The sequence below is a fragment of the Micromonospora antibiotica genome, assembly GCF_017599305.1.
In the GTDB taxonomy this organism is placed as follows: domain Bacteria; phylum Actinomycetota; class Actinomycetes; order Mycobacteriales; family Micromonosporaceae; genus Micromonospora; species Micromonospora antibiotica.
In genome coordinates, this window is sequence record NZ_JAGFWR010000010.1 from 97,695 (window position 1) to 121,482 (window position 23,788).

Below are 23,788 nucleotides of genomic sequence, written 5' to 3' on the forward strand. Positions count from 1 at the left end.
CCGGCGCGGTCAGGAGGCGCGGGTGCGGTTCTTGGCCCGCAGCATCTCCCGGTCGGCGATCTCGAACGCGGCGCCGAGGGCGTCGCGTAGCGCGGTCCCGGTGCCGCTGACCTCGGCGAAGCCGATGCTCAACCCGACCGGAGTGCCGGGCACCAGCGACTCCCAGTCCTCGGTGCGCACGGCCGCGTCGATCCGGCGGGTCACCTCGGCGGCCTCGGCCATGCCGGCCCCGGAGAGCACCACCACGAACTCGTCGCCGCCGTAGCGGGCCACGAAGTCGCCCCGGCGCATCACCCGGTTGATCACCCCGGCGATGCGTTGCAGCACCAGGTCGCCGGAGTGGTGGCCGTGGTGGGTGTTGACCGCCTTGAAGCCGTCCAGGTCGCAGACGCCGATCACCACCCGCTCGCCCCGGGACACCACCGAGGCGATGTGCCGCTCCAACTGACGCCGGTTGGGCAGCCCGGTGAGCGGGTCGGTCAGCGCCTCACCCTCGTAGCGGGCCGCCTCCCGGCGCATCTCCTCGTGGTCGATGCGCAACGCGATGCCGTCGATGTAGACGTCCCGCAGCCGGTCGTTGCGCTGCCCGGCCAGCCGGAACGCCATCCGGTCGGCGCGGTGCGCGGCGGCGTGGTCACCGGCCCGGGAGAAGGCGATGCTGCGCAGCCGGGACGGTTCCGCCGCGCCGAGCGTCTCGGCCGACACCCGGGCCGAGTCCAGTCGGGTGATCGCCTCGATCGGGCGTCCGTCGGCGACCGCCAGGCAGACATGGCCGAGTTGCCGCATGTCCCGGGCCCGGGCGCTGTCCCCGCTGTGGTCGAGCAGTCGGGCCGGCTCCGGGCCGACCGGCACCGGATCGCCGAGCGCCGCCCGGCGGACCGCCGCGTAGCCGTACGCGGCGAGGCTGCTCGGGCGCAGCCGGTCGGCCCGGCCGTCGGCGACGAACCGCGCCAGGTCGGCCGCGATGTCGCGGAGCACCCGCAGGCAGCCGTCGCTGTCCCCGTTGTGGTCCAGGGCGACGGCGTTGCGCAGCCGGATGCCCGGGGCGGCGAAGGTCTCCTCGGGGATGCCGGCGGCGGCACCGTGCTGGCGGGCCCGTTCGATCGCGCCCAACGCGTGACCGTGGAAGCTCAGGTAGGAGTAGGCCATCGCCAGGTCGTGCCAGCCCCAGGCGGTGTCCCGGTCCCGGTCCTCCGCCGCCTTGAGCGCCCGCGAGGCCCGGACCAGGTGCATGACGCAGCGGTCCAGGGCGCCCTGGTGGTGCGCGGCCAACGCGGCCAGCGCGTTGAGGTGCCCGTGCAGGTAGGGCTCGGGGAGGTCCCGCACGGCCCCGGACGCCTCCTCGATGGCCCGGGTGAACTCGGCCGTCCGGCCGAGGTTGATCAGCGCGCAGAGCCGCTGCACCAGCGCGTCGGCCTTCGTGTACGGGTCGGCGGTGGTGCGCAGCACCCGGTCGAGGACCCCGACCGCCTCGGCCGAGCGGCTGGCCTCCTGGAGGTCGCGGGCATGGGTCAGGGCGTCAACCTGGTCATCGACCCGGTCGAGCCACCCCACCTGGCGAACCTCCCGTCGGTGTGCGCCCGGCCGCACCCACTCGTGGCGCGGCCGACGACGCCTCATGATTATGGCGTGACCTCACTCCCGCGCCACCCGTCCGAAGGGACAGAACGCGAGCGGACTTCGCCCGTGGTGGCCCGAGCCGCCCGTACCCTCGCCGCCGCCGGGGTGGCGTCGGCCCGCGCCGAGGCGGAGCAGCTCGCCGCGTACGTGCTGGAGGTGCCCCGGGGGCGGCTCGTGCTGTCCGACGGCTTCACCCACGCCCAGCGGACCCGCTACGAGGCGCTGGTGGCCCGGCGGGCCGACCGTGAGCCGTTGCAGCACCTGACCGGCCGGGCCGGTTTCCGGCACCTGGAGCTGGCGGTCGGGCCGGGGGTCTTCGTGCCCCGCCCGGAGACGGAGCTGCTGGCGGGCTGGGGGATCGAGCGGGCGCTGACCCGGGACGCCCCGGTGGTGGTCGACCTGTGCAGCGGTTCGGGGGCGATCGCGCTGGCGGTGGCCCAGGAGGTGCCGGCGGCCCGGGTGGTGGCGGTGGAGCGGTCCCCGGCCGCGTTGGGCTGGCTGCGCCGCAACGCCGCCGAGCGGGCCGCCGCCGGGGACCGGCCGGTCGAGGTGGTGGTGGCCGACGTCACCGGTGCGGGGCTGCTCGCCGACCTGGTCGGCGCGGTGGACGTGCTGCTGTGCAACCCGCCGTACGTGCCGCGTGCGGTGGCGGTCCCGCCGGAGGTCGCCGGCTACGACCCGGACGAGGCGGTGTTCGGCGGGGCGGACGGGTTGACGGTGTTGCGGCCGGTGCTGCGCCGGGCGGCCGAACTGCTGCGACCCGGGGGTGAGCTGGGCGTCGAGCACGACGACACGCACGGCGCGGCGGTGCCGGCGCTGCTCACCGCCGACGGCCGGTACGCGGCGGTGCGGGCCCACCGGGACCTGGCCGGGCGGGCCCGGTTCGCCACCGCGTCCCGCCGGTCGGACGGCCCGCACGCCGTCCGGGCGTCGGCGTGGCAGACTGGCTCCTCGTGATGCTCTACGACTGTCGGTCGCCCGCCGACCGGGACCGCGGTGTCGCCGCGGCGATCGAGGCGGTCAAGAACGGCGAGCTGGTCGTTCTGCCCACCGACACGGTCTACGGGATCGGCGCGGACGCGTTCACCCCGTACGCGGTGAAGGCCCTCTCCGATGCCCGGGGCGGCAGCCAGGCGGCGCCGCCGGTGTTGATCGGTTCCCGGCACACCCTCGACGGCCTGGTCTTCTCGCTGCCCAAGGCGGCCCGTGACCTGGTCGAGGCGTTCTGGCCGGGGGCGCTGACCATCGTGGTGGAGCACTCGCCGAGCCTCGCCTGGGACCTGGGCGACGCCAGCGGGACGGTCGCGGTGCGGATGCCGTTGCACCCGGTGGCGCTGGAGGTGCTGCGGGAGACCGGCCCGATGGCGGTGGCCTCGGCCAACAAGGTGGGCCAGCCGGCGGCACTGACCGCCGAGCAGGCCCGCGACCAGCTCAGCTACTCGGTGCGGGTCTATCTGGAGGCCGGGGAGTGCCCCGATCCGGTGCCGAGCACCATCGTCGACCTGACCGCCGAGGTGCCCCGGCTGCTCCGGGTCGGCGCGATCAACCTGGACCAGCTCCGTGACGTGGCGCCGGACATCCTCGACGAGCGGGGAGCCTGAGTGCCGCCGTTCACCGTCCTGCACGTCTGCATGGGCAACATCTGCCGGTCCCCGATGGCCGAGCGGTTGCTGGTGCTCGCCGTCCGCGAGCGGTTGGGCCGGCTCGGCGTCGACCCGGCCGGCTCGGACGCGTTGCTGCACAGCCACAGCGCCGGCACCGGCGGCTGGCACGCGGGGGAGGAGATGAACCCGCCCGCCGCCCGGCAGGTGCTGGGCCGCGGTGGTGACGTGGACGGGTTCGCCGCCCGCAAGCTGCGTTCCGACCTGATCGACGCCGCCGACCTCGTCCTCACCGCCACCGCCGACCAGCAGGAGTACGTGGTGGCGTTGCGCCCGGACGCGGCCGGTCGCACCTTCGTGCTGGGGGAGTTCGGCCGGCTGCTCGCCACGGTGGAGGTGGCCGCCCTGCCATCGGCCCAGGCCACCCCGGACGCCGTGTACGCCCGGGGGGTGGCCCTGGCGGCGGCGGTCGACGCGGCCCGGCAGGGGGCGGCCTCGTTGCACTCCGACGACCTGGACGATCCGTGGGGCCGGGGTGACCAGTGCTTCAGCCGGGTGGCCGACGAGATCGAGGAGACGGTGCACCCGCTCGCCTCGGCACTGCTGCCCTGATCTTCTCGCTGCGCCGGCTTCCGGTCTTCTCGCTGCGCCGGCTTCCGGGCGGGGCGCCGGACTCCCGGCCGCGCCGGTTGCGGCGGGTGGCGGTGCCGGTCTCCTGCGGGTGATGGGTGCGGCGTGTCCCGCAGTGCGCGCCGTGTCCTTCTCGCGATCTTCCTCCGGTTTCGGGGAAAGATGAGAGTTCGGGTGGTTTTGCGGGTCATGCTGAACGGGTCCTGACGACTCCTGCGGGGAGCACTGATGATCCGGGCCCACCTCGACAAGGTGTTCACCGTGCTGATCGCCGGCGTGCTCGCCGGTCTGGTGCTGGCGGCGGCCGCCCTGCCGCTCGCCCTGGTGTTCGGCATCGGCTTCGGCGGGCTGGCGTCCTCCTACGCCGAGCTGCCCAACACGCTGCGCACCCCACCCACCGCCCAACGCTCCACCCTCTACGCCGCCGACGGCGTCACCCTGATCACCTCGTTCTACACCGAGGACCGGGTGGACGTGCCGCTGGCCAAGGTCGCCCCGGTGATGCGGCAGGCGATCGTGGCCGCCGAGGACGCCCGGTTCTACCAGCACCGGGGTGTCGACGTGCGGGGCGTGGTCCGGGCCTTCACCGCCAACCAGCGCGACGGCCGGGCCCGGCAGGGTGCCTCCACGCTGACCATGCAGTACGTCCGTAACGTGCTCAGCAGCGATCCCCGGCTGACCAAGGAGCAGCGGAAGAAGGCCACCGAGATCAGCACCGCCCGCAAGCTCCAGGAGATGCGGTACGCCCTGGCGCTGGAGCGGGAACTGACCAAGGACGAGATCCTCACCCGCTACCTCAACATCGCGTACTTCGGTGCCGGGGCGTACGGCATCGCCGCGGCGGCCAAGCGGTACTTCTCCACCACCCCGGCCCGGCTGACCCTGGCCCAGGCGACGCTGCTGGCCGGGCTGGTCCGCTCCCCGGACACCGACGATCCGATCAACGGCGACGCCGACGCGGCGCTGACCCGCCGCTCGTACGTGCTGGACCGGATGGTGGCGTTGGCCCAGGTGCCGGCGCAGGACGCGGCGGTGGCCCGGGACGCGCCGCTGACGTTGCGCCCCAGCCGGACGCCGAACGACTGCACCGCCGTGCCCGAGCAGCGCAACGACTGGGGTTTCTTCTGCGACTGGTTCACCCAGTGGTGGAGCGACCAGCCCGCCTTCGGCGCCACCGCCGCCGAACGGCAGGACAACCTGCGCCGGGGCGGCTTCCGGATCGTCTCCTCGCTCGACCCGGCCGTGCAGCGTTCCGCCGTCCGCCAGGCGACCGACATCTACGACGTCGACGATCCCCGGGCGGCGCCGGTGGCGGTGGTCCAGCCCGGCACCGGGCGGGTGCTCGCCCTGGCGGTGAACCGCCACTACAGCGTCACCCCCAACCCGGCCGGGCAGCGGAACTATCCGAACACGGTCAACCAGCTGATCGCCGGTGGCGGCGGCATCGAGGGTTACCAGGCCGGCTCGACGTTCAAGCTGTTCACCCTGCTGGCCGCCCTGGAGTCCGGGCGGCCCCTGGAGACGGGTTTCATCGCGCCCAGCCGGATCGTGACCCGCTTCCCGACCGACGACGCCCGGTCCAGTTGCGGCGGCCGGTGGTGCCCGGCCAACGCCACCCCCGAGTGGATGGACGGCTACCGCACCATGTGGACCGCCTTCGGCCGTTCGGTGAACACCTACTTCGCCTGGCTCACCGAGCAGGTCGGCGCGGAGCGGGTGGTGGAGATGGCCGAGCGGCTGGGCATCCGGTTCCGCGCCGCCGACGACGCCGAACTGGCCCGGTCCGGGGCCCGCGACTGGGGGGCGTTCACCCTGGGGGTCTCCTCCACCACCCCGCTCGACCTGGCCAACGCGTACGCCACGGTGGCCGCCGAGGGGACCTGGTGTGCGCCGCTGCCGGTCGTGTCGATCAGGGACAACGCCGGGAATGAGGTGGCCGCCGGTCGGCCCGACTGCCGGCAGGTGGTCGACACCGAGGTGGCCCGGGCCGCCGCCGACGCGGCCCGCTGCCCGGTCGGCGACCAGTCGATGTACCGCCGCTGCGACGGTGGCACGGCGGAGAAGCTCCGGACGGGGCTGGGTCGCCCGGTGGCCGGCAAGACCGGCAGTTCGGAGCGGAACGAGACCGAGTCGGTGGTGGCTTTCACCCCGCAGCTCGCGGTGGCCCAGATCGCCGCCAACCCGGACGACCCGCGCGACGCCGTCGGTGCCGCCGTCCAGTCCCGGATGGTCGACGCGGTGGGCCGCATCCTGTTCGCCGCCCTGGCCGATGCCCCGGTCCGGGACTTCGTCCCACCCGGCGAGTCGATCACCTACCGCCCCGCCCCGGCCCCCCGTACCGGCAACTGAGCGGGGTCAGCGGGTGGGGGCGTGGTTGGCGATGTTGCGGGCCATGCCGCCGAAGATGACGGCGTGGAAGGGTGCCACCGAGTGCCAGTAGAGGTGACCGGGCAGGCCGCGGGGGAGGAAGACGGCGCGTTGGACGTACCGGCTGCGGCCCGCGCCGGCCGGCTCGGCGCGCAGCTCCAGCCAGGCCCGACCGGGTAGCCGCATCTCGGCGCGCAGCCGCAGCAGCTCGCCGGGGACGATCTCCTCCACCCGCCAGAAGTCCAGCGCCTCACCGACCTGGAGGTGGTGCGGGTCGCGTCGGCCCCGACGCAGTCCGACCCCGCCGACCAGTCGGTCCAGCCAGCCGCGCACCGACCAGGCGAGCGGGAACGAGTACCACCCGTGTTCGCCGCCGACGCCCTCGATGACCCGCCAGAGCGCGCCCGGTGGGGCGTCGACCTCACGTTCCCGTACGTCGGTGTAGACCGTGCCACCGGACCAGTCCGGGTCCGACGGCAGCGGCTCGGCCGGCGCGTCCGGGCCGCTCGCGTTGGACCAGCGGGTCTCCACCTCGGCGTCGCGCACCTTGGTCAGGGCCAGCGCGACGGCGTCGTCGAAGCCGGTCAGCCCGCCCGGCGGGTCGGGCAACCAGCGGGCGATGTCGTGTTCGTGCGTCACCGCCTCGTGGATCAGGCTCTCGACCAGGGGCCGGGCGATGGCGTTCGGCACCGGGGTGATCAGCCCCACCCAGTGCGAGGAGAGCGACGGGGTGAGCGGGCGGACCGGCACGATGATCCGGCGGCGTAGGCCGGCGACCTGCGCGTAGCGCTGCATCATCTCCCGGAAGGTGAGCACGTCCGGCCCACCGATGTCGAAGGCCCGGTCCACCTCGGGTGGCAGGGTGGCACAGCCGACCAGGTAGCGCAGCACGTCCCGGACGGCGATCGGCTGGATGCGGTTGCGGACCCACCGGGGGGTGATCATGGCCGGCAGCCGTTCGGTGAGGTAGCGCAGCATCTCGAACGAGGCCGACCCGGACCCGATGATCACGGCGGCCCGCAGCACCACCGTGGGTACGTCGCCGGCCAGCAGGATCCGGGCCACCTCGGCCCGGGACCGCAGGTGCGGCGACGACACGCTGTCGCCGCCCGCCGGCTCCGGCCCACCGAGGTAGACGATGCGGCGTACGCCGGCTGCCGCGGCGGCTGCGGCGAAGTTGGTGGCGGCCTCCCGGTCGGCGGCCTCGAAGTCGCCCTGCCCGAGCGAGTGCACCAGGTAGTACGCGACGTCGACGTCGGCGAAAGCGGCTGTCAGCGTCTCGGGTTTGCGCAGGTCCCCCTCGGTGACCTCGGCGCGGGCCGCCCAGGGCACGTCGCGCAGCCGACCGGCCTTGCGGGCCAGGCAGCGCACCTGGTGCCCCTCGGCGATCAGGCGGGGCGCGAGCCGTCCGCCGATGTACCCGGTCGCGCCGGTGACGAGGCATCTCACGGTCACCAGTGTGCGGCTCCGTAGACTCTTTCGCTGTGGAGAACGTGAAGCACACCTGGTGGGTGCCGGCCGCCGACCGGCTCGACGCCGCCGGTCCGCAGCTGGTCAGGCTGGTCGGCGATCCGGTGGGACCGCGTGGCTGAGCCGGGGGTACGCGCGCCGGAGGTGGCCGACGAACGCGGCTGGCGGTTGCGCCACCTGCCGGTGCTGCTGGCCGCCTCGGCGGTGTTGGGGGCGGTCGCGGCGGTGGTCGGCGGGCTGACCGGCGGCGGGGCCGCGGCGGCGGGCGCGGCGGCCGGGGTGGCGGTGACCGTGCTCAGCTACACCCTGACCACAGTGGTGCTGGCCTGGGCCGACGCGATCAACCCGCAGTTGGTGCTGCCGCTCGGGCTGGGCCTGTACATCGCCAAGTTCACCCTGCTGGGGGTGGTGATGGTGGCGGTGGCGTCGACCGGCTGGGACGGCCTGGTGCCGCTGTGTGTCGGCATTGCCGCCGGCGTGGCGGTCTGGACCGGAGTGCACATCTGGTGGCTGAGCAGCGGGAATTCCCGTCGACCGTGAACCGGGCGTCCCACATGGTGGACGGGTGGGCGACTGTCGGCGTGCGGTCATTCTCTCACTGGCCGAAGGGGAGTAGCGTGCCCCCAGACGATGGAGCCCGCCTGATGCCCACACAACGACGGTTGTGCGGGGGGTGAGGCACAGCCTCGTCTTCCCGACTGATATCGTTCGCCCCGTCATGGCTGGTGACCAAACCCCCCAACCCACCGGCGGTCCGGACGACGTTCCGACCGGCGCCGGTCAGGGCTGGACCGCGCTCTCGTACCTCATCGGGGGCATGCTCGTCTGGGGTTTCATCGGCTGGCTGGTCGACCAGTGGCTCGACTCCGGCGGCATCGCCACCGGGATCGGTGTCGTGCTCGGCATGGCCGGGGGGATCATCCTGGTCGTCCGTCGGCTCGGCACGCCTACTTAGGAAGGGACGCGGTGTTCGGACAGGCGAACGTCCTGGCAGCGGGCCAGGCGGCATTCCCACCCAGCGTGGAGGACTTCTACCTGCCCAGCATCCTGCCCTGGGGTGCGCACGACTCGTACTGGTTCACGAAGATCACGGCGATGGTCTGGGTCGCGGCCGGCATCCTGATCATCTTCTTCCTGGCGACCTACCGGAAGCCGCAGCTGGTCCCGACCAAGAAGCAGTGGCTCGCCGAGTCGATCTACGGCTTCGTCCGCAACAACATCGCGGTCGACATGCTCGGGCACCGGGGGGTGCGGTTCGCGCCGTACTTCACCACGCTCTTCTGCTTCGTCCTGCTGACCAACTTCTTCGCGATCGTGCCGCTGTTCCAGATCTCGCCGAACTCGCACATCGCCTTCCCGGCGATCCTCGCGGTGATCAGCTACGTGCTGTTCAACTACATCGGCATCCGGCAGCACGGCTTCGTGAAGTACTTCAAGAACTCTCTGGTTCCGCCGGCACCCTGGTTCATCCTGCCGCTGCTGATCCCGATCGAGCTCTTCTCGACCTTCATCGTCCGGCCGTTCTCGCTGGCCGTGCGTCTGTTCGCCAACATGTTCGCCGGGCACATGCTGCTGCTGGTCTTCACCCTCGGCGGCTTCGCGATGATCAGCGCCAACGCCTGGTTGGCGCCGGTCTCGGTGCTGTCCTGGGTGATGACCATCGCGCTCACCTTCCTCGAGTTCCTGGTCATCTGCCTGCAGGCATACGTCTTCACCGTCCTCACCGCAAGCTACGTGCAGGGCGCGCTCGCCGACGAGCACTGATCCACCGGGCGGGGGCTCGCGAGCGAGCACTGGTCCACCGGGCGGGGGCTCGCCAGCGTGCGAGCACTGGTCCACCGCATCAACCCGTTGTCGTCCCGCGTGAGAGTCACGCGAGATACCCAGGAGGAACCACACCCATGGACGCTAGCGTTCTCGCCGAGGTCACCGGCAGCACCGCCGCCATCGGCTACGGCCTCGCCGCCATCGGCCCGGGCATCGGCGTCGGCCTGGTCTTCGCCGCCTACATCCAGTCGACCGCCCGCCAGCCGGAGTCGTCCCGGATGACCCTGCCGTACGTCTGGATCGGCTTCGCCGTCATCGAGGCGCTCGCGCTGCTGGGCATCGCCTTCGGCTTCATCTGGGCCGGCTGACCCAGTCCCCGCAGACCAGGAGGTCATCCATGTACTTCCTCGCCGCTGAGGGTGGTGAGTCGACGCACAACCCGATCATCCCGATCTGGCAGGAGATCGTGGTCGGCAGCGTCGCCTTCGCCGTACTCTGCTTCGTCCTGATGAAGTTCGTCTTCCCCCGCATGGAACAGACGTTCCAGGCCCGGGTCGACGCGATCGAGGGCGGCATCAAGCGCGCCGAGGCCGCCCAGGCCGAGGCCAACCAGCTCCTCGAGCAGTACCGCGCGCAGCTCGCCGAGGCGCGTACCGACGCTGCCAAGATCCGGGACGACGCCCGGGCCGACGCGGAGGGCATCCGGCAGGACATCCTCGGCAAGGCGCGGGAGGAATCCGACCGGATCATCGCGGCCGGCAAGGAACAGCTCGCCGCGGAGCGGGCCACCATCGTGCGCGAGCTGCGTACCGAGGTGGGCACCATCGCGGTCGACCTGGCCAGCAAGATCGTCGGGGAGTCGCTGGCCGACGAGGCCCGCCGCAAGGGCACCGTCGACCGGTTCCTGAGCAACCTCGAGAGCACGGGGGCCCGCTGATGCAGGCCGCCAGCCGGGAGTCGTACGCGATCGCGGCCGAGCGCCTCGACGCGTACGTCCGCGGTGCGGAGCCGTCGGTGGTGGCCTCCACCGCCGACGACATCCTCGCCGTCGCCGCCCTGTTGCGGGGTGAGCCGCGGCTGCGCCGGGCGCTGTCCGACCCGGCCCGCAGCGGCGACGACCGTGCGGCGCTGCTCACCGGCATCCTGGCCGGCAAGATCGGCGCGGACGCGCTCGACCTGCTGTCCGGCCTGGTCGCCGGCCGTTGGTCGGCACCGTCGGAGCTGCTCGACGGCACCGAGCGGCTCGGGGTGGAGGCGCTGCTGGCCAGCGCCGACTCCGCCGGCGACCTCGGTGAGGTCGAGGACGAGCTGTTCCGTTTCGGCCAGGTGGTCACCGGTCAGTCCGCGCTCTCCGCGGCGCTGGCCGACCCGATCGCCCCGGCCGGGCAGCGGGCCGCGCTGGCCCGGGAACTGCTCGCCGGCAAGGCCCGTCCGGTCACCGTCCGCCTCGTCGAGGTGGCTCTCGGCGGGTTCGGGGGACGCTCCTTCACCGGGGCGCTCACCCGGCTGGTCGAGCTGGCCGCCGACCGGCGGGACCGCCAGGTCGCGTACGTGACCGTGGCTGCCCCGTTGAGTGAGGCCGACGAGCGACGGCTCGGTGCCCGCCTCTCCGCGATGTACGGTCGAGAGGTTTCCGTCAAGCAGACGGTCGACCCGGAGGTGCTCGGTGGGGTGAGCGTGCGGGTCGGTTCCGACCTGTACGACGGCACCGTCCTGCGCCGCCTCAACGAGACCCGCAACGCGCTCGTGCAGCGCTGACCAGCGGCCTCGCCGCCCTTTGATCGACGCCATTCGGACCGGTCGGTACTAGGTATCCCGGGCCCCTGAATTTTAAGGAAGCAGAGGATGGCCGAGCTGACCATCTCGACGGAGGAGATCCGCGGCGCCCTGGAGCGCTACGTCTCCTCCTACTCGACCGACGTCTCCCGCGAGGAGGTCGGCACCGTCGCCGACACCGGTGACGGCATCGCCCACGTCGAGGGCCTGCCCTCGACCATGACCAACGAACTCCTGGAGTTCGAGGACGGCACGCTCGGCGTGGCGTTGAACCTCGACGTCCGGGAGATCGGTGTCGTCGTTCTCGGTGACTCCGCCAAGCTGGAGGAGGGGCAGCGCGTCAAGCGCACCGGCCGGGTGCTCTCCGTCCCGGTCGGCGACGCCTTCCTCGGCCGCGTGGTCAACGCGCTCGGCCAGCCGATCGACGGCCTCGGCGACATCGCCGACGAGGGCTTCCGCGAGCTGGAGCTCCAGGCCCCGAACGTGATGTCCCGGCAGTCCGTCGACGAGCCGCTGCAGACCGGCATCAAGGCGATCGACGCGATGACCCCGATCGGTCGGGGCCAGCGGCAGCTGATCATCGGCGACCGGAAGACCGGCAAGACCACCGTCGCGCTGGACACCATCCTCAACCAGCGGGACAACTGGCGCTCCGGCGACCCGAAGAAGCAGGTCCGCTGCATCTACGTCGCCATCGGCCAGAAGGCCTCCACGATCGCCTCGATCAAGGGCATCCTGGAGGACGCGGGCGCGCTGGAATACACCACCATCGTGGCCTCCCCGGCGTCCGACCCGGCCGGCTTCAAGTACCTCGCCCCGTACACCGGCTCGTCCATCGGGCAGCACTGGATGTACGGCGGCAAGCACGTCCTGATCGTCTTCGACGACCTGAGCAAGCAGGCCGAGGCGTACCGGGCCGTGTCGCTGCTGCTGCGTCGCCCGCCGGGCCGTGAGGCGTACCCGGGTGACGTCTTCTACCTGCACTCCCGCCTGCTGGAGCGCTGCGCGAAGCTCTCCGACGCGCTGGGTGGCGGCTCGATGACCGGCCTGCCGATCATCGAGACGAAGGCCAACGACATCTCGGCCTTCATCCCGACCAACGTCATCTCCATCACCGACGGCCAGATCTTCCTGGAGTCCGACCTGTTCAACCAGGGCGTCCGGCCGGCCATCAACGTCGGCACCTCGGTCTCCCGGGTCGGTGGCGCCGCGCAGATGAAGCCGATGAAGAAGGTCTCCGGTTCGCTGCGGCTCAACCTGGCCCAGTTCCGTGAGCTGGAGGCGTTCGCCGCCTTCGCCTCCGACCTGGACAAGGCCTCGCAGGCCCAGCTGAACCGGGGTTCCCGGCTGGTCGAGCTGCTCAAGCAGCCGAACTACTCGCCGTACCCGGTGCAGGAGCAGGTCGTCTCGGTCTGGTCCGGCGTCGAGGGCAAGCTGGACGACGTCCCGGTCGGTGAGGTCCGTCGCTTCGAGTCGGAGTTCCTCCAGTACCTGCGGCACAAGCACGAGGGCGTGCTGGCCTCGATCGCCGGTGGCAAGTGGGGCGACGACATCGCGGCCTCGCTCGACGCGGCCATCGCCGAGTTCAAGCAGGTCTTCCTCGGCAAGGCCGACGAGCACCGGGTCAACGACGCGCCCGCCAAGCCGCTGGAGGGTGAGGCCGACCGCGAGACGGTCACCCGCTACGCCGGCGGCGACGCCGAGAAGCAGTAGGGCTGAGTCATGGCGGCCCAGGTACGCGTTCTTCGTCAACGGATCCGTTCGGCGAAGGGGATGAAGAAGATCACCAAGGCGATGGAGCTCGTGGCGACGAGCCGCATCGCCAAGGCCCAGGCCCGGGTGACGGCGTCCCTGCCGTACGCCCAGGCGATCACCGGCGTGCTCACGGCGTTGGCCTCGAACGCCCGGATCGACCACCCGCTGCTCACCCCGCGCGAGCGGGTGCGGCGGGCCGGCGTCCTGCTGGTCACCTCCGACCGGGGCCTGGCCGGTGGGTACAGCTCCAACGCGATCAGGACCGCCGAGTCGCTGATCGCCCGGCTCACCGCCGACGGCAAGGAGCCGGTGCTCTACGTCATCGGGCGCAAGGGCCTGACGTTCTACCGGTTCCGCAACCGGGAGATCGCGGCGAACTGGACCGGCTTCTCGGAGCAGCCCACCTTCGCCGACGCCCGTGAGGTGGGTGAGACGCTGATCGCGGCGTTCACCGCCGGTGCCGACGACACCGACGGTGACGCCGGGCCGGACGGCGTGCTCGGCATCGACGAGTTGCACATCGTCTACACCGAGTTCCACAGCCTGATGACCCAGAACCCGGTCACGAAGATCATCGGTCCGATGCAGGTCGAGGACCGGCCGCGCTCCGAGGGGCTGCTGCCGGCGTACGAGTTCGAGCCGGAGGCGGAGTCGCTGCTCGACGCGCTGTTGCCGAGGTACATCAACACGCGGATCTACGCGGCGTTGCTGGAGTCGGCGGCGAGCGAGTCGGCGGCCCGGCGGCGGGCGATGAAGAGCGCCACCGACAACGCCGAAGAGATGATCGAGAAGTACACGCGTGAGATGAACTCGGCCCGCCAGGCCGGGATCACCCAGGAGATCAGTGAGATCGTCGGCGGCGCGAACGCGCTGGCCGCGTCGGGAAGTGAAGTGTGATGACTGTATCCGCAGTTGCCGGGGGACCGGCAGAGACCAGGACGGCCACCGGTCGCGTGGTTCGGGTCATCGGCCCGGTCGTCGACGCCGAGTTCCCGCGCGACGGCATGCCGGCCCTGTTCAACGCCCTGCACGTCGAGGTGAACCTCTCCGGTGGTGAGAAGACGCTGACCCTGGAGGTCGCCCAGCACCTGGGTGACAACCTGATCCGCGCCATCTCCATGCAGCCGACCGACGGTCTGGTCCGGGGTGCCGAGGTGGTCGACACCGGCTCCCCGATCACCGTCCCGGTGGGCGACGCCGTCAAGGGCCACGTCTTCAACGCCATCGGCGAGTGCCTCAACCTCACCGAGGGCGAGACGCTCGACGCGGACGACCGGTGGGGCATCCACCGCAAGGCCCCGGCCTTCGCGGACCTGGAGCCGAAGACCGAGATGCTGGAGACCGGCATCAAGGTCATCGACCTGCTCGCCCCGTACGTCAAGGGCGGCAAGATCGGCCTGTTCGGCGGCGCGGGCGTGGGCAAGACGGTGCTCATCCAGGAGATGATCACCCGGGTGGCCCGGAACTTCGGTGGCACCTCGGTCTTCGCCGGCGTGGGTGAGCGCACCCGTGAGGGCAACGACCTCATCGCCGAGATGACCGAGTCCGGCGTCATCGACAAGACCGCGCTGGTCTACGGCCAGATGGACGAGCCGCCGGGCACCCGGCTGCGGGTGGCGCTGTCGGCGCTGACCATGGCCGAGTACTTCCGGGACGTCAAGAAGCAGGAGGTGCTGCTCTTCATCGACAACATCTTCCGCTTCACCCAGGCCGGTTCCGAGGTCTCCACCCTGCTCGGCCGGATGCCGAGCGCGGTGGGTTACCAGCCGACCCTGGCCGACGAGATGGGCGAGCTCCAGGAGCGGATCACCTCCGTCCGGGGCCAGGCCATCACCTCGCTCCAGGCGATCTACGTGCCCGCCGACGACTACACCGACCCGGCGCCGGCCACCACGTTCGCCCACCTGGACGCGACCACCAACCTGGAGCGGTCGATCTCCGACAAGGGCATCTACCCGGCCGTGGACCCGCTGGCGTCCTCGTCCCGGATCCTCGCCCCGGAGTTCGTCGGCGAGGAGCACTTCACGGTGGCCACCGAGGTCAAGCGCATCCTCCAGCGCTACAAGGACCTCCAGGACATCATCGCGATCCTCGGCATCGAGGAGCTGTCCGAGGAGGACAAGCTCACCGTCGGCCGGGCCCGCCGGATCGAGCGTTTCCTCTCCCAGAACACCTACGCCGCCGAGCAGTTCACCGGTGTGCCGGGCTCGACGGTCGCGATCGCCGAGACCATCGAGGCGTTCAAGAAGATCAGCGAGGGTGAGTACGACCACTTCCCCGAGCAGGCCTTCTTCATGTGCGGTGGTCTGGAGGACCTGGAGCGCAAGGCGAAGGAGCTGATGTCGGAGGGCTGAGCCCCTCGACAGTCGTCCCACGAAGGCCACCCCGGCGCGAGCCGGGGTGGCCTTCGGCCGTTGTCGTGCCTGCTGGGGGCCGGTGTCCGGTTACCGGGCGCAGGACTGGTCGGGAGACGGGGTACCGTTTCGAGAACGACTCTCGGGTTCGGGTGTCGACGCGATGCAACTTTTCGACCGGGTACGCCCGTCTCCTCTTCGTGGGCGTGACGAATCCTCGTGACGAGTCCCCGTGCGCGACGAATGGAGCTGCTGGTGGGCAAGGCCGGCAAGGGCGACAGGGACGGTAAGGGCGGCGGGTTCGGCAGGGCCGGCACGGTTGGTGAGACCGGCGCGGTCGGTAGGACCGGCAAGAGCGGCAGGCGGTCGATCTGGTCCGGGGTGCCCCGCTGGGCGCGCGTGTGCACCATCTTCGGGGTCGTGCTGCTGATGCTCAGCGGCGCGGTCCTGGTGGGCTACGAGACGCTGCTGTCGCGTTACGAGGGCTCGGTGGGCAAGGCCGACCTCTTCGGTGACAAGGCGGCCGGGGCGCAGGAGCGCAAGAGCAACGTCAAGGGCCCGTTGAACATCCTGCTGGTGGGGATCGACCCCCGCGACGCGAAGACCCCGCCGCTGGCCGACTCGATCATGGTGCTGCACGTGCCGGAGTCGCTGGAGCAGGCGTACATCTTCTCCGTTCCGCGCGACCTCTACGTCGACATCCCCAAGTTCGACAAGGCCGGCTACCGGGGCGGCTCCGGCAAGATCAACGCGGCGATGTCGTTCGGCAGCATCGTGGAGGGCAAGAACCCCAGCGCCCCGCAGGGCTTCGAACTGCTCGCCAAGACCGTGCAGAAGGCGACCGGGATCGAGCGGTTCGACGCCGGGGCGATCATCAACTTCACCGGCTTCCAGAAGATCGTCGACGCGATGGGCGGCGTCGACATGTACATCGAGCGTCAGGTCAAGTCCGAGCACCGGGAGCCGAACGGCAAGCACCGCAAGGGCAACCCGTACGGCGAGGGCTACATCGGGCCGCAGGCGGTCTACAAGAAGGGCAACCAGCACCTCAACGGCTGGCAGGCGCTGGACTACGTCCGGCAGCGCTACCCCCGCAACGGTGTTCCCGACGCCGACTACGGCCGGCAGCGCCACCAGCAGCAGTTCATCAAGGCGATGGTCAGCCAGGCGTTCAGCGCCGACGTGGTGACCAACCCGATCAAGCTGGACCGGGTGATCCGGGCCGCCGGTCAGTCGCTGACCTTCAATGGCCGGGGCAGCAGCGTGGTCGACTTCGCCATCGCGCTCAAGGGCATCCGCTCGGAGAACGTCGAGTTGATCAAGCTGCCGGGGGAGGGGATCGGCACCGGCAACGGCTACCGGGGCGAGCGGCTGCTGCCCGTCGCCGACGACTTCTTCACCGCCCTCGGCAACGAGAAGTTGGACGCCTTCCTGCTGGAGCACCCGGAGTTCCGTAACAAGGCCAAGTGATCCGCCAGATGCCGACGCCACCACCCGGCCAGCCGACACGCCGGGTGGTGGCGTACGTCTCGGCACCCGCGTTGGGTAGGTCACCATGCTCCGACTAGACTTTCGACAATCCGCCGCCGCAGCAAGGAGACAGCGTGGCACAGCAGCTTCACGTCGACCTCGTAGCCGTCGAGGAGAAGGTCTGGTCCGGCGAGGCCGAGATGGTCGTCGCCCGCACGACCGAGGGCGAGCTGGGTGTGCTGCCGGGGCACGCGCCGCTGCTCGGCCAGCTCGCCGAGCCCAGCCAGATCCGGATCAAGCAGGCCGGCGGCCAGCAGGTCGCCTACGACATCACCGGCGGATTCCTGTCGGTCGGCGCGGAGAGCGTGACAGTGCTCGCCGAGAGCGCCACCCCGGCCACTCCGGCCCGCTGAGCCCACCCGCCGATGGAGATCGTCGAAGGGATCGCAATCGGCATCGCGGTGATCCTGGTCGCGGTCCTGATCCTCTTCGTGCGGCGGGCACTGGTCACCCGTAGCGGCGGCATCATCCGGTTGAGCGTCCGGGTCACCACCGTGTTGGACGGTCGGGGCTGGTCCCCGGGCTTCGCCCGCTTCGTCGGCGACCAACTGCGGTGGTACCGGATGTTCAGCTTCGCCCTCCGGCCCAAGCGGGTGCTCTCCCGCAAGGAGCTGGTGGTGGAACGACGGCGTCTCCCCGAGGGACAGGAACGGCTCTCCATGCCGTCCGACTGGGTGATCCTCCGCTGTACCAGTCAACACGCGCCGGTCGAGATCGCCATGGCCCGCTCCACGGTGACCGGATTCTCCTCCTGGCTCGAGGCCGCCCCGCCCGGGGCGGCCTCGCCACGTATGGCGTCCCAGGACTGGCCCGCCGCCTGACCCGGGCCGGCCCGGCCATCGGGATCGCGCCCGGCCAGGTGCGCCGGGACCGGAGGGCTGCGCGCCGTCGGGACCGTTGATGCCCGCCGCCTGACCGGTGGTCCTACGGTTGCGTGGCGGCGACCAGCTCGACCTCGTACCCCTGCTCGTCGGTGAGGTAGCCGGCGTAGCTGTCCGGGCCACCGGCGTGCGGGTGACGGTCGGCGAAGAGCAGCGTCCAGCCGTGGGCCGGTGCGGCAGCCACCAGCCGGTCCACCGCGTCCGGCGGACCGGCGTGGAACGCCAGGTGGTTGAGGCCCGGGGCGAGCCGGTCGTGGATCCGCCCCGACAGCGCCGGGGACTCCTCCATGACCAGGTACGTCGGGCCGTGCCGCCAGGACCGACCGGCCGGCCAGTCCTGGTACGGCGTCCAGCCGAGCGCACCGAGCAGCCAGCCCCAGCTCCGCTGCGCGGCGGCCAGGTCGGGCACCCAGACCTCGACGTGGTGCAGCCCGCCCGTGCTCAGCGCTTGCCGCCCGGCACCCATAGCACATCGCCGCCCGGATTGGCCGTTCTTGACAGGATGAACAGCAGGTCGGAGAGGCGGTTGAGATACTTTGCCGGAAGGGAGCTGGTGCGATCCGGATCGTGGGCGACCAGGGCCCAGGCCGTCCGTTCGGCGCGCCGGGCGATCGTCCGTGCCACGTGCAGCAGTGCCGCGCCTGCGGTGCCGCCGGGGAGGATGAAGGAGTCGAGCTTGCCCAGTCGCCCGTTGTACTCGTCGCACCAGCCTTCGAGGCGTTCGACGTACTCCTCGGTGACCCGCAGCGGCGGGTACGCCGGGTCCGGCTCGACGGGGGTGGCCAGGTCGGCGCCGACGTCGAACAAATCGTTCTGGATCGACTCCAGCACGGCCCGAAGCCCGTCGTCGAGCTGCCCCAGGGCGAGCGCCACGCCGAGCGCGGCGTTGCACTCGTCGACATCCGCGTACGCGGCGATCCGGGGATCGGTCTTCGGCACCTGCTCGTTGTTGCTCAGCCTGGTCATGCCGGCGTCGCCGGCCTTGGTGTAGATGCGCGTGAGGTGGACGGCCATGACGCACAGCCTACGGATACCGGACCTGACGATCCCGGCCCGGCCGGCCCCGACCGGGTGGCCGGCGGGGGTGGGGCCGGGTGACGCCGGTGACCCGGCGGTCGACGACGTCGAGGTGATCCGGGTCGGCGGGGACGCCCGGCTGGCCGGCACGGTGCACGTCGTCGGGGCGAAGAACTCGGCGTTGAAGCTGATGGCGGCGGCGCTGCTGGCACCGGGACGGACGGTCATCACGAACGTCCCCCGGATCACCGACATCGCCATCATGGGCGAGGTGCTGCGCCGGCTCGGCTGCCTGGTGCGGTTCGAGGCGGACGACCCGGTGGACCCGATGGTCGGCCACGGCGGGCAGGCCCGGTCCCGGTCGGTCGTCATCGACGTACCCGAACAGCCCGGTGCGGACGCCGACTACGACCTGGTACGGCGGCTGCGGGCGTCGATCTGCGTGCTGGGCCCGTTGCTGGCCCGCCGGGGGTACGTGCGGGTGGCGCATCCGGGCGGGGACGCGATCGGTTCCCGGGGCCTGGACATGCACATCGCCGGCCTGGCCCGGATGGGTGCGGACGTCTCCGGGGAGCACGGTTTCGTCATCGCCGCCGCCCCGGACGGCCTGCGGGGTGCCGAGATCATGCTGGACTTCCCCAGCGTGGGGGCCACCGAGAACCTGGTGATGGCGGCGGTGCTGGCCCGGGGCGTCACCGTGATCGACAACGCGGCCCGGGAGCCGGAGATCGTCGACCTCTGCACCATGCTCAACCGGATGGGCGCCCGGATCTCCGGCTGCGGCAGCTCCACCCTGCGTATCGCCGGGGTGCCTGCGCTGCACCCGGTGCGCCACGCCACGGTGGGGGACCGGATCGTGGCCGGCACCTGGGCGTTCGGTGCGGCGATGACCCGGGGGGACGTGACGGTCACCGGGATCGACCCGGCCTGTCTGGAGGTCGCGCTGGACAAGTTGGTGTCGGCCGGCGCGCTGGTGGAGACCCGGGGCGACGCCTTCCGGGTACGCGCCGACGACCGGCCCACCGCCGTCGACGTGGTCACCCTGCCCTACCCGGGTTTCGCCACCGATCTGCTGCCGATGGCGATCGGGCTGGCGGCGGTCAGCGACGGGGCGTCGCTGATCACCGAGAACATCTTCGACGGCCGGTTCATGTTCGCCAACGAGATGACCCGGCTCGGCGCCGACATCAAGACCGACGGTCACCACGCGGTGGTACGGGGTCGGGACCGGCTCTCCGGTGCCCCGGTACGCGCCACCGACATCCGGGCCGGTGCCGGGCTGATCATCGCCGGGCTCTGCGCGGACGGCGTCACCGAGGTCTCGCACGTGCACCACGTGGACCGGGGCTATCCGGACTTCGTGGCCGACCTGCGGGCGCTCGGGGTGAAGGTGGAACGCGGCACCGCCCCGGAGGCCCCGGAGCTGACCATCTGACCCCGCGCCACCTGACCCTGCGCCATCTGACCCTGCGCCATCTGACCCGCGCTGACCTGCCGCCCGAGCTCGCCCGGCCCGGGTCGGGGGCTTAGCGGTCGTTCAGGCTCGCCGACTAGGGTGCTGGCAGACACTCAATCGCAGCGAGGGAGAAGCAGATGGCGGGTCGACTCGCGGTCGTCGGGGCCGGGCTGATGGGTTCCGGCATCGCCCAGGTGGCGGCGCAGGCCGGGTGGCAGGTGACCCTGCGGGACGTGGACGACGCGGCCACCACCCGGGGGCTGGACGGCATCCGGAAGTCGCTGGCGAAGTTCGCCGAGAAGGGCAAGATCGACCCGTCCGAGGTCGAGGCGACCCTGGCCCGGATCACCCCGACCACCGAGCTGGAGGCGGCGGCCGACGCGGACATCGTGGTGGAGGCGGTCTTCGAGAAGATCGAAATCAAGCACGAGGTGTTCCGTGCGTTGGACAAGATCTGCAAGTCCGACGCGGTGCTCGCGACCAACACCTCGGCCATTCCGGTGACCCAGATCGCCACGGCCACCGAGCGGCCGGAGTCGGTGGTGGGCACCCACTTCTTCTCCCCGGTGCCGATGATGAAGCTCTGCGAGCTGGTCCGTGGCTACAAGACCAGCGATGCGACGCTCGCCACGGCGAAGGCGTTCGCCGAGGAGATCGGCAAGACGGTGGTGGTGGTCAACCGGGACATCGCCGGTTTCGTCACCACCCGGCTGATCTGCGCGCTGGCCATGGAGGCGGTCAAGCTGGTCGAGTCCGGGGTGATGTCGGCCGAGGACCTGGACACCGCCTGCAAGCTGGGCTTCGGTCACGCCATGGGCCCGCTGGCCACGGTCGACCTGACCGGCGTGGACGTCCTGCTGAACGCCACGAAGAACATCTACACCGACACCGCCGACGAGAAGTTCTTCCCGCCGGAGCTGCTCCAGCGGATGGCCACCGCCGGGGACCTGGGCCGCAAGACCGGCCAGGGCTTCTACTCCTACTGATCCCGGGGCGCACGGTCGCCGATACTGCGGTCTCCCGTCGACGGACACCGCAGTATCGGCACAACCGCGTCGAGCACGCCGGCCGGGGTGGCGGATCAGCCGTCGCGCTTGGTGGTCCAGCGGAAGGTGGTCAGGCAGAGGACCAGGCCGATCACACACCACAGGGCGAGGACCAGGGCGACCCGGCCCAGCTCGAAGGAACCGCCGGGTTCCTGGGCGCCGAAGCTCTCCGGCAGGAACACCGCGCGCAGGCCCTGGCACATCCACTTCAGCGGGAAGAGCGCGGCCACCTGCTGCATCCAGGTGGGCAGGTCGGTGAAGACGAAGAACACCCCGGAGATGAACTGGAGCACCAGGGAGACCGGGGTGACCACGGCGGAGCCGCTGCGTGCGGTGCGGGCCAGCGACGAGATGGCGATGCCGCACAGGGTGCAGGCGGTCACCCCGAGCACGGCGACCCAGCCGAAGGTGAACCACTTGGCGGCGGTGGCCGGCAGGTCGAGGTCGAACAGCGCCACGGCGACGGCCAGCAGCAGCGCGGTCTCGGCGACGCCGATCGCCACCACCATGATCACTTTGCCGGCGAACCAGACCCACTTGGGCATCGGGGTGCCGCGGTAGCGCTTGAGCACGCCCCGGTCCCGTTCGATCGGGATCCAGATGCCGAGGTTCTGGAAGCTCACCGTCATCAGGCCGGTCGCGATCATGCCGGTGATGAAGTACTGGGTGAACTTCACCCCGCCGCCGATCGTCCCGTCGAAGATCGACGCGAAGATCAGGATCATGATGATCGGGAAGCCCATCGTGAACACGACGGACTCCCGGCTGCGCAGGAACTGGGTGATCTCCAACCGGCCCTGGCGCAGGGCGAGTGCGCCCGGCCCGAGCCGTCGACTGCCGGCGGCGACCGGGTTCCCCGGCCTGGTGGTGGTCGTCATCAGTGTCCGATCATGCTCAGATAGACGTCTTCCAGGGTCGGCCGGGTCACGGTCAGGCCGGGCACCTCGCCACCGAAACGCGCGGCCAGCTCCGCCACCAGCGCCGTCGGCGTCGCGCTCTGCGCCGTCTCCGGCGTCCCGTCCGGCGTACGCCAGGAGACCGTCGCCAGGGCGTCCTGGCGGTTGCCGAGCAGGTTCGGCGGGGCCACCTCGATCACCCGGCCGGCGGCGATCACCCCGACCCGGTCGGCGAGCGACTCGGCCTCGTCCAGGTAGTGGGTGGTGAGCACGATGGTGGTGCCGGCGGCGGCGAGGTCCCGGATCAGTTCCCAGAACTCGCGTCGCGCCTCCGGGTCGAAACCTGTGGTGGGCTCGTCGAGGAAGAGCAGCTCGGGGCGGCCGATGATGCCCAGCGCCACGTCGAGCCGTCGCTTCTGCCCGCCGGAGAGGGTGTGCGTGCGGGCGTTGGCCTTGGCACCCAGCCCCACCCGCTCGACGACCCTGTCCGGGTCGTCCGCCTCGGGATAGAAGCCGGAGAAGTGCCGCACCACCTCGGCCACGGTCAGCTCGTCGAACTCGCCGGTGCCCTGGAGCACGATGCCGACCCGGGAACGCCAGTCGGCCGCCCCGCGTCGGGGCGTGCGCGACGATCCCCGCGATCCCCGCGGTCTCGACCCGAGGACGAGCCCGGGATCGCTGCCGAGCACGCTCACCTCACCGGCGTCGCGCTGCCGGTAGCCCTCCAGGATCTCCACCGTGGTCGTCTTGCCCGCGCCGTTGGGGCCGAGCAGGGCGAACACCTCGCCCCGGCGGACGTCGAGGTCCACCCCCGCCACCGCGACGTTGTCGCCGTACGCCTTGCGCAGTCCCCGTACGGAGATCGCGAGCTCGTCTTCCATGGCGTCCAGTGTGCGACCAGGCCGCCCGGCGCGGCGGTCCGGGGTCTCCGGTGCCGGTCGGGGCACATCAAGGCGGCCCGCTCGCCCGGGTGCGGGCCGGTGGGGTGCTGCCCGGTCGGGGGCGTGGCCGGTCGGGGGCGTGGCCGGCCGGGGGCGTGGCCGGTCGGGGCGTGGCCGGCCGGGCCAGGGGATGTCCGGCGGTGCGAGGGATATCCGGCGGTGCCGGCGATATTCGGCGGTGCCGGGCATGGCCGCCGGTGCCGGGACCTGGACCTGGGCCGGGGCCGGGGCCGGGGCGTGTGGCCCCGGCCCCGATGGCGGCCGGTCAGCGGCGCTGGTAGGTCATGCAGTCGGCCAGGTCGTTGTCGGGGCCGACGGTGATCGCCGGGGCGCGGCACTCCAGCTCGGCGTTGTGCTGGCAGTCGGCCCGGCTGCACGCGCCGACCTGGGCGATCAGCCGGTCGAGGCCGCCACGTACCGGCAGCTCCACGAAGGTGTGGCAGTGGGCATGGTCGGTGCTGCCGATGGTGATGGCGAACGCGTGGCAGTCGTTGGTGTGGTTGTAGGCGCAGGACGAAGCCGCGCACTCCTGAACCCGGGGCATTTCCAGCGCTGCGGTCATGACAACCTCACTTTCGGTAGATATGCCACAAATGGTAGGCATCGTTCCGGCAGGCGCGAGCCGTTCCACCACTGATCCCCCCGTAGGAAGCCCATCCCGTGGCCCCCTCCCCTCACCCC

General features: G+C 71.5%; 25 protein-coding genes. 18 read left to right on the top strand and 7 right to left on the bottom strand.

All coding sequences use genetic code 11. From position 1 onward, the window contains the following. Positions 1-9: 9 nt before the first annotated feature. The gene (locus JQN83_RS18625) at positions 10-1,554 is read right to left on the bottom strand and encodes a GGDEF domain-containing protein (protein ID WP_208568398.1); all 1,545 of its coding nucleotides are present in this window, start codon (positions 1,552-1,554) and stop codon (positions 10-12) included. A 132-nt stretch (positions 1,555-1,686) separates the two neighbouring features. Here JQN83_RS18625 and prmC point away from each other — a divergent pair, with 132 nt between their 5' ends. From prmC to JQN83_RS18645, 4 genes are all read left to right on the top strand, one after another. Next, the gene (gene prmC / locus JQN83_RS18630) at positions 1,687-2,577 is read left to right on the top strand and encodes a peptide chain release factor N(5)-glutamine methyltransferase (protein ID WP_372444067.1); all 891 of its coding nucleotides are present in this window, start codon (positions 1,687-1,689) and stop codon (positions 2,575-2,577) included. Then, a complete protein-coding gene (locus tag JQN83_RS18635; RefSeq protein ID WP_208568501.1) occupies positions 2,577-3,221 on the top strand; it encodes an L-threonylcarbamoyladenylate synthase in 645 nt (214 codons plus the stop codon). The genes prmC and JQN83_RS18635 overlap by 1 nt, the downstream gene beginning before the upstream one ends. After that, positions 3,222-3,833 (top strand): arsenate reductase/protein-tyrosine-phosphatase family protein, encoded by a 612-nt coding sequence (locus tag JQN83_RS18640; RefSeq protein ID WP_208568400.1) that lies wholly within the window; start codon positions 3,222-3,224, stop codon positions 3,831-3,833. 246 nt (positions 3,834-4,079) lie between these two features. After that, positions 4,080-6,200 carry a transglycosylase domain-containing protein gene (locus tag JQN83_RS18645; protein WP_208568401.1) on the top strand — a complete coding sequence of 707 codons (2,121 nt, stop codon included), beginning with the start codon at positions 4,080-4,082 and terminating at the stop codon, positions 6,198-6,200. Positions 6,201-6,206: 6 nt separating this feature from the next. Here the strand turns inward: JQN83_RS18645 and JQN83_RS18650 are convergent, their stop codons facing one another. Then, on the bottom strand, positions 6,207-7,667 hold the full coding sequence (locus JQN83_RS18650) for an SDR family oxidoreductase (RefSeq protein WP_208568402.1): 1,461 nt from the start codon (positions 7,665-7,667) through the stop codon (positions 6,207-6,209). 135 nt (positions 7,668-7,802) lie between these two features. Here JQN83_RS18650 and JQN83_RS18655 point away from each other — a divergent pair, with 135 nt between their 5' ends. The 12 genes from JQN83_RS18655 (at position 7,803) to JQN83_RS18710 (ending at position 17,691) form a co-directional block, all read left to right on the top strand. Then, complete coding sequence (locus JQN83_RS18655; RefSeq protein ID WP_208568403.1) at positions 7,803-8,228, top strand: hypothetical protein; 426 nt, start codon at positions 7,803-7,805, stop codon at positions 8,226-8,228. A gap of 178 nt (positions 8,229-8,406) precedes the next feature. Next, the gene (locus JQN83_RS18660; RefSeq protein ID WP_208568404.1) at positions 8,407-8,643 is read left to right on the top strand and encodes an AtpZ/AtpI family protein; all 237 of its coding nucleotides are present in this window, start codon (positions 8,407-8,409) and stop codon (positions 8,641-8,643) included. An 11-nt stretch (positions 8,644-8,654) separates the two neighbouring features. Further along, positions 8,655-9,452, top strand: coding sequence for a F0F1 ATP synthase subunit A (atpB, locus tag JQN83_RS18665; protein WP_208568405.1), 798 nt, complete (start codon positions 8,655-8,657; stop codon positions 9,450-9,452). A gap of 137 nt (positions 9,453-9,589) precedes the next feature. Then, positions 9,590-9,823, top strand: a complete 234-nt coding sequence (locus tag JQN83_RS18670) for an ATP synthase subunit C-like protein (RefSeq protein ID WP_067312849.1) — start codon at positions 9,590-9,592, stop codon at positions 9,821-9,823. Between the two features lie 29 nt (positions 9,824-9,852). Continuing rightward, positions 9,853-10,392, top strand: coding sequence for a F0F1 ATP synthase subunit B (locus tag JQN83_RS18675; RefSeq protein ID WP_208568406.1), 540 nt, complete (start codon positions 9,853-9,855; stop codon positions 10,390-10,392). Next, positions 10,392-11,213 carry a F0F1 ATP synthase subunit delta gene (locus JQN83_RS18680; protein WP_208568407.1) on the top strand — a complete coding sequence of 274 codons (822 nt, stop codon included), beginning with the start codon at positions 10,392-10,394 and terminating at the stop codon, positions 11,211-11,213. Before JQN83_RS18675 ends, JQN83_RS18680 begins: the two co-directional genes overlap by 1 nt. Positions 11,214-11,300: 87 nt before the next feature. After that, positions 11,301-12,944: a F0F1 ATP synthase subunit alpha gene (gene atpA, locus JQN83_RS18685; protein WP_208568408.1), complete on the top strand. Its 1,644-nt coding sequence runs from the start codon at positions 11,301-11,303 to the stop codon at positions 12,942-12,944. A gap of 9 nt (positions 12,945-12,953) precedes the next feature. After that, positions 12,954-13,883, top strand: coding sequence for a F0F1 ATP synthase subunit gamma (locus JQN83_RS18690; RefSeq protein WP_208568409.1), 930 nt, complete (start codon positions 12,954-12,956; stop codon positions 13,881-13,883). Then, the gene (gene atpD / locus JQN83_RS18695) at positions 13,883-15,340 is read left to right on the top strand and encodes a F0F1 ATP synthase subunit beta (protein ID WP_208568410.1); all 1,458 of its coding nucleotides are present in this window, start codon (positions 13,883-13,885) and stop codon (positions 15,338-15,340) included. The genes JQN83_RS18690 and atpD overlap by 1 nt, the downstream gene beginning before the upstream one ends. A gap of 219 nt (positions 15,341-15,559) precedes the next feature. Then, complete coding sequence (locus JQN83_RS18700; RefSeq protein WP_307799428.1) at positions 15,560-16,810, top strand: LCP family protein; 1,251 nt, start codon at positions 15,560-15,562, stop codon at positions 16,808-16,810. A gap of 134 nt (positions 16,811-16,944) precedes the next feature. After that, positions 16,945-17,223, top strand: a complete 279-nt coding sequence (locus tag JQN83_RS18705; protein ID WP_208568411.1) for a F0F1 ATP synthase subunit epsilon — start codon at positions 16,945-16,947, stop codon at positions 17,221-17,223. Between the two features lie 12 nt (positions 17,224-17,235). Next, positions 17,236-17,691, top strand: coding sequence for a DUF2550 domain-containing protein (locus JQN83_RS18710; RefSeq protein WP_208568412.1), 456 nt, complete (start codon positions 17,236-17,238; stop codon positions 17,689-17,691). A 103-nt stretch (positions 17,692-17,794) separates the two neighbouring features. Here JQN83_RS18710 and JQN83_RS18715 read toward each other — a convergent pair whose 3' ends face one another. Further along, positions 17,795-18,217 carry a VOC family protein gene (locus JQN83_RS18715; protein WP_208568413.1) on the bottom strand — a complete coding sequence of 141 codons (423 nt, stop codon included), beginning with the start codon at positions 18,215-18,217 and terminating at the stop codon, positions 17,795-17,797. Then, the gene (locus tag JQN83_RS18720; protein ID WP_208568414.1) at positions 18,193-18,765 is read right to left on the bottom strand and encodes a cob(I)yrinic acid a,c-diamide adenosyltransferase; all 573 of its coding nucleotides are present in this window, start codon (positions 18,763-18,765) and stop codon (positions 18,193-18,195) included. The genes JQN83_RS18715 and JQN83_RS18720 overlap by 25 nt, the downstream gene beginning before the upstream one ends. On the opposite strand from JQN83_RS18720, the gene murA reads away from it, so the two are divergent. Together murA and JQN83_RS18730 are read left to right on the top strand one after the other, a co-directional pair. Continuing rightward, positions 18,764-20,203 carry a UDP-N-acetylglucosamine 1-carboxyvinyltransferase gene (murA, locus tag JQN83_RS18725; protein ID WP_208568415.1) on the top strand — a complete coding sequence of 480 codons (1,440 nt, stop codon included), beginning with the start codon at positions 18,764-18,766 and terminating at the stop codon, positions 20,201-20,203. The two genes, JQN83_RS18720 and murA, sit on opposite strands and share 2 nt — an antisense overlap. Positions 20,204-20,361: 158 nt before the next feature. Next, positions 20,362-21,210, top strand: a complete 849-nt coding sequence (locus JQN83_RS18730; RefSeq protein ID WP_208568416.1) for a 3-hydroxyacyl-CoA dehydrogenase family protein — start codon at positions 20,362-20,364, stop codon at positions 21,208-21,210. A 95-nt stretch (positions 21,211-21,305) separates the two neighbouring features. On the opposite strand, the gene JQN83_RS18735 is transcribed toward JQN83_RS18730, so the two are convergent. From JQN83_RS18735 to JQN83_RS18745, 3 genes are all read right to left on the bottom strand, one after another. Beyond that, entirely contained in the window at positions 21,306-22,148 is an 843-nt protein-coding gene (locus tag JQN83_RS18735; RefSeq protein WP_208568417.1) for an ABC transporter permease, read from the bottom strand. Continuing rightward, complete coding sequence (locus tag JQN83_RS18740) at positions 22,148-23,047, bottom strand: ABC transporter ATP-binding protein (protein WP_208568418.1); 900 nt, start codon at positions 23,045-23,047, stop codon at positions 22,148-22,150. The genes JQN83_RS18735 and JQN83_RS18740 overlap by 1 nt, the downstream gene beginning before the upstream one ends. Positions 23,048-23,372: 325 nt before the next feature. After that, complete coding sequence (locus JQN83_RS18745; protein WP_208568419.1) at positions 23,373-23,669, bottom strand: DUF1540 domain-containing protein; 297 nt, start codon at positions 23,667-23,669, stop codon at positions 23,373-23,375. Positions 23,670-23,788 lie beyond the last annotated feature (119 nt).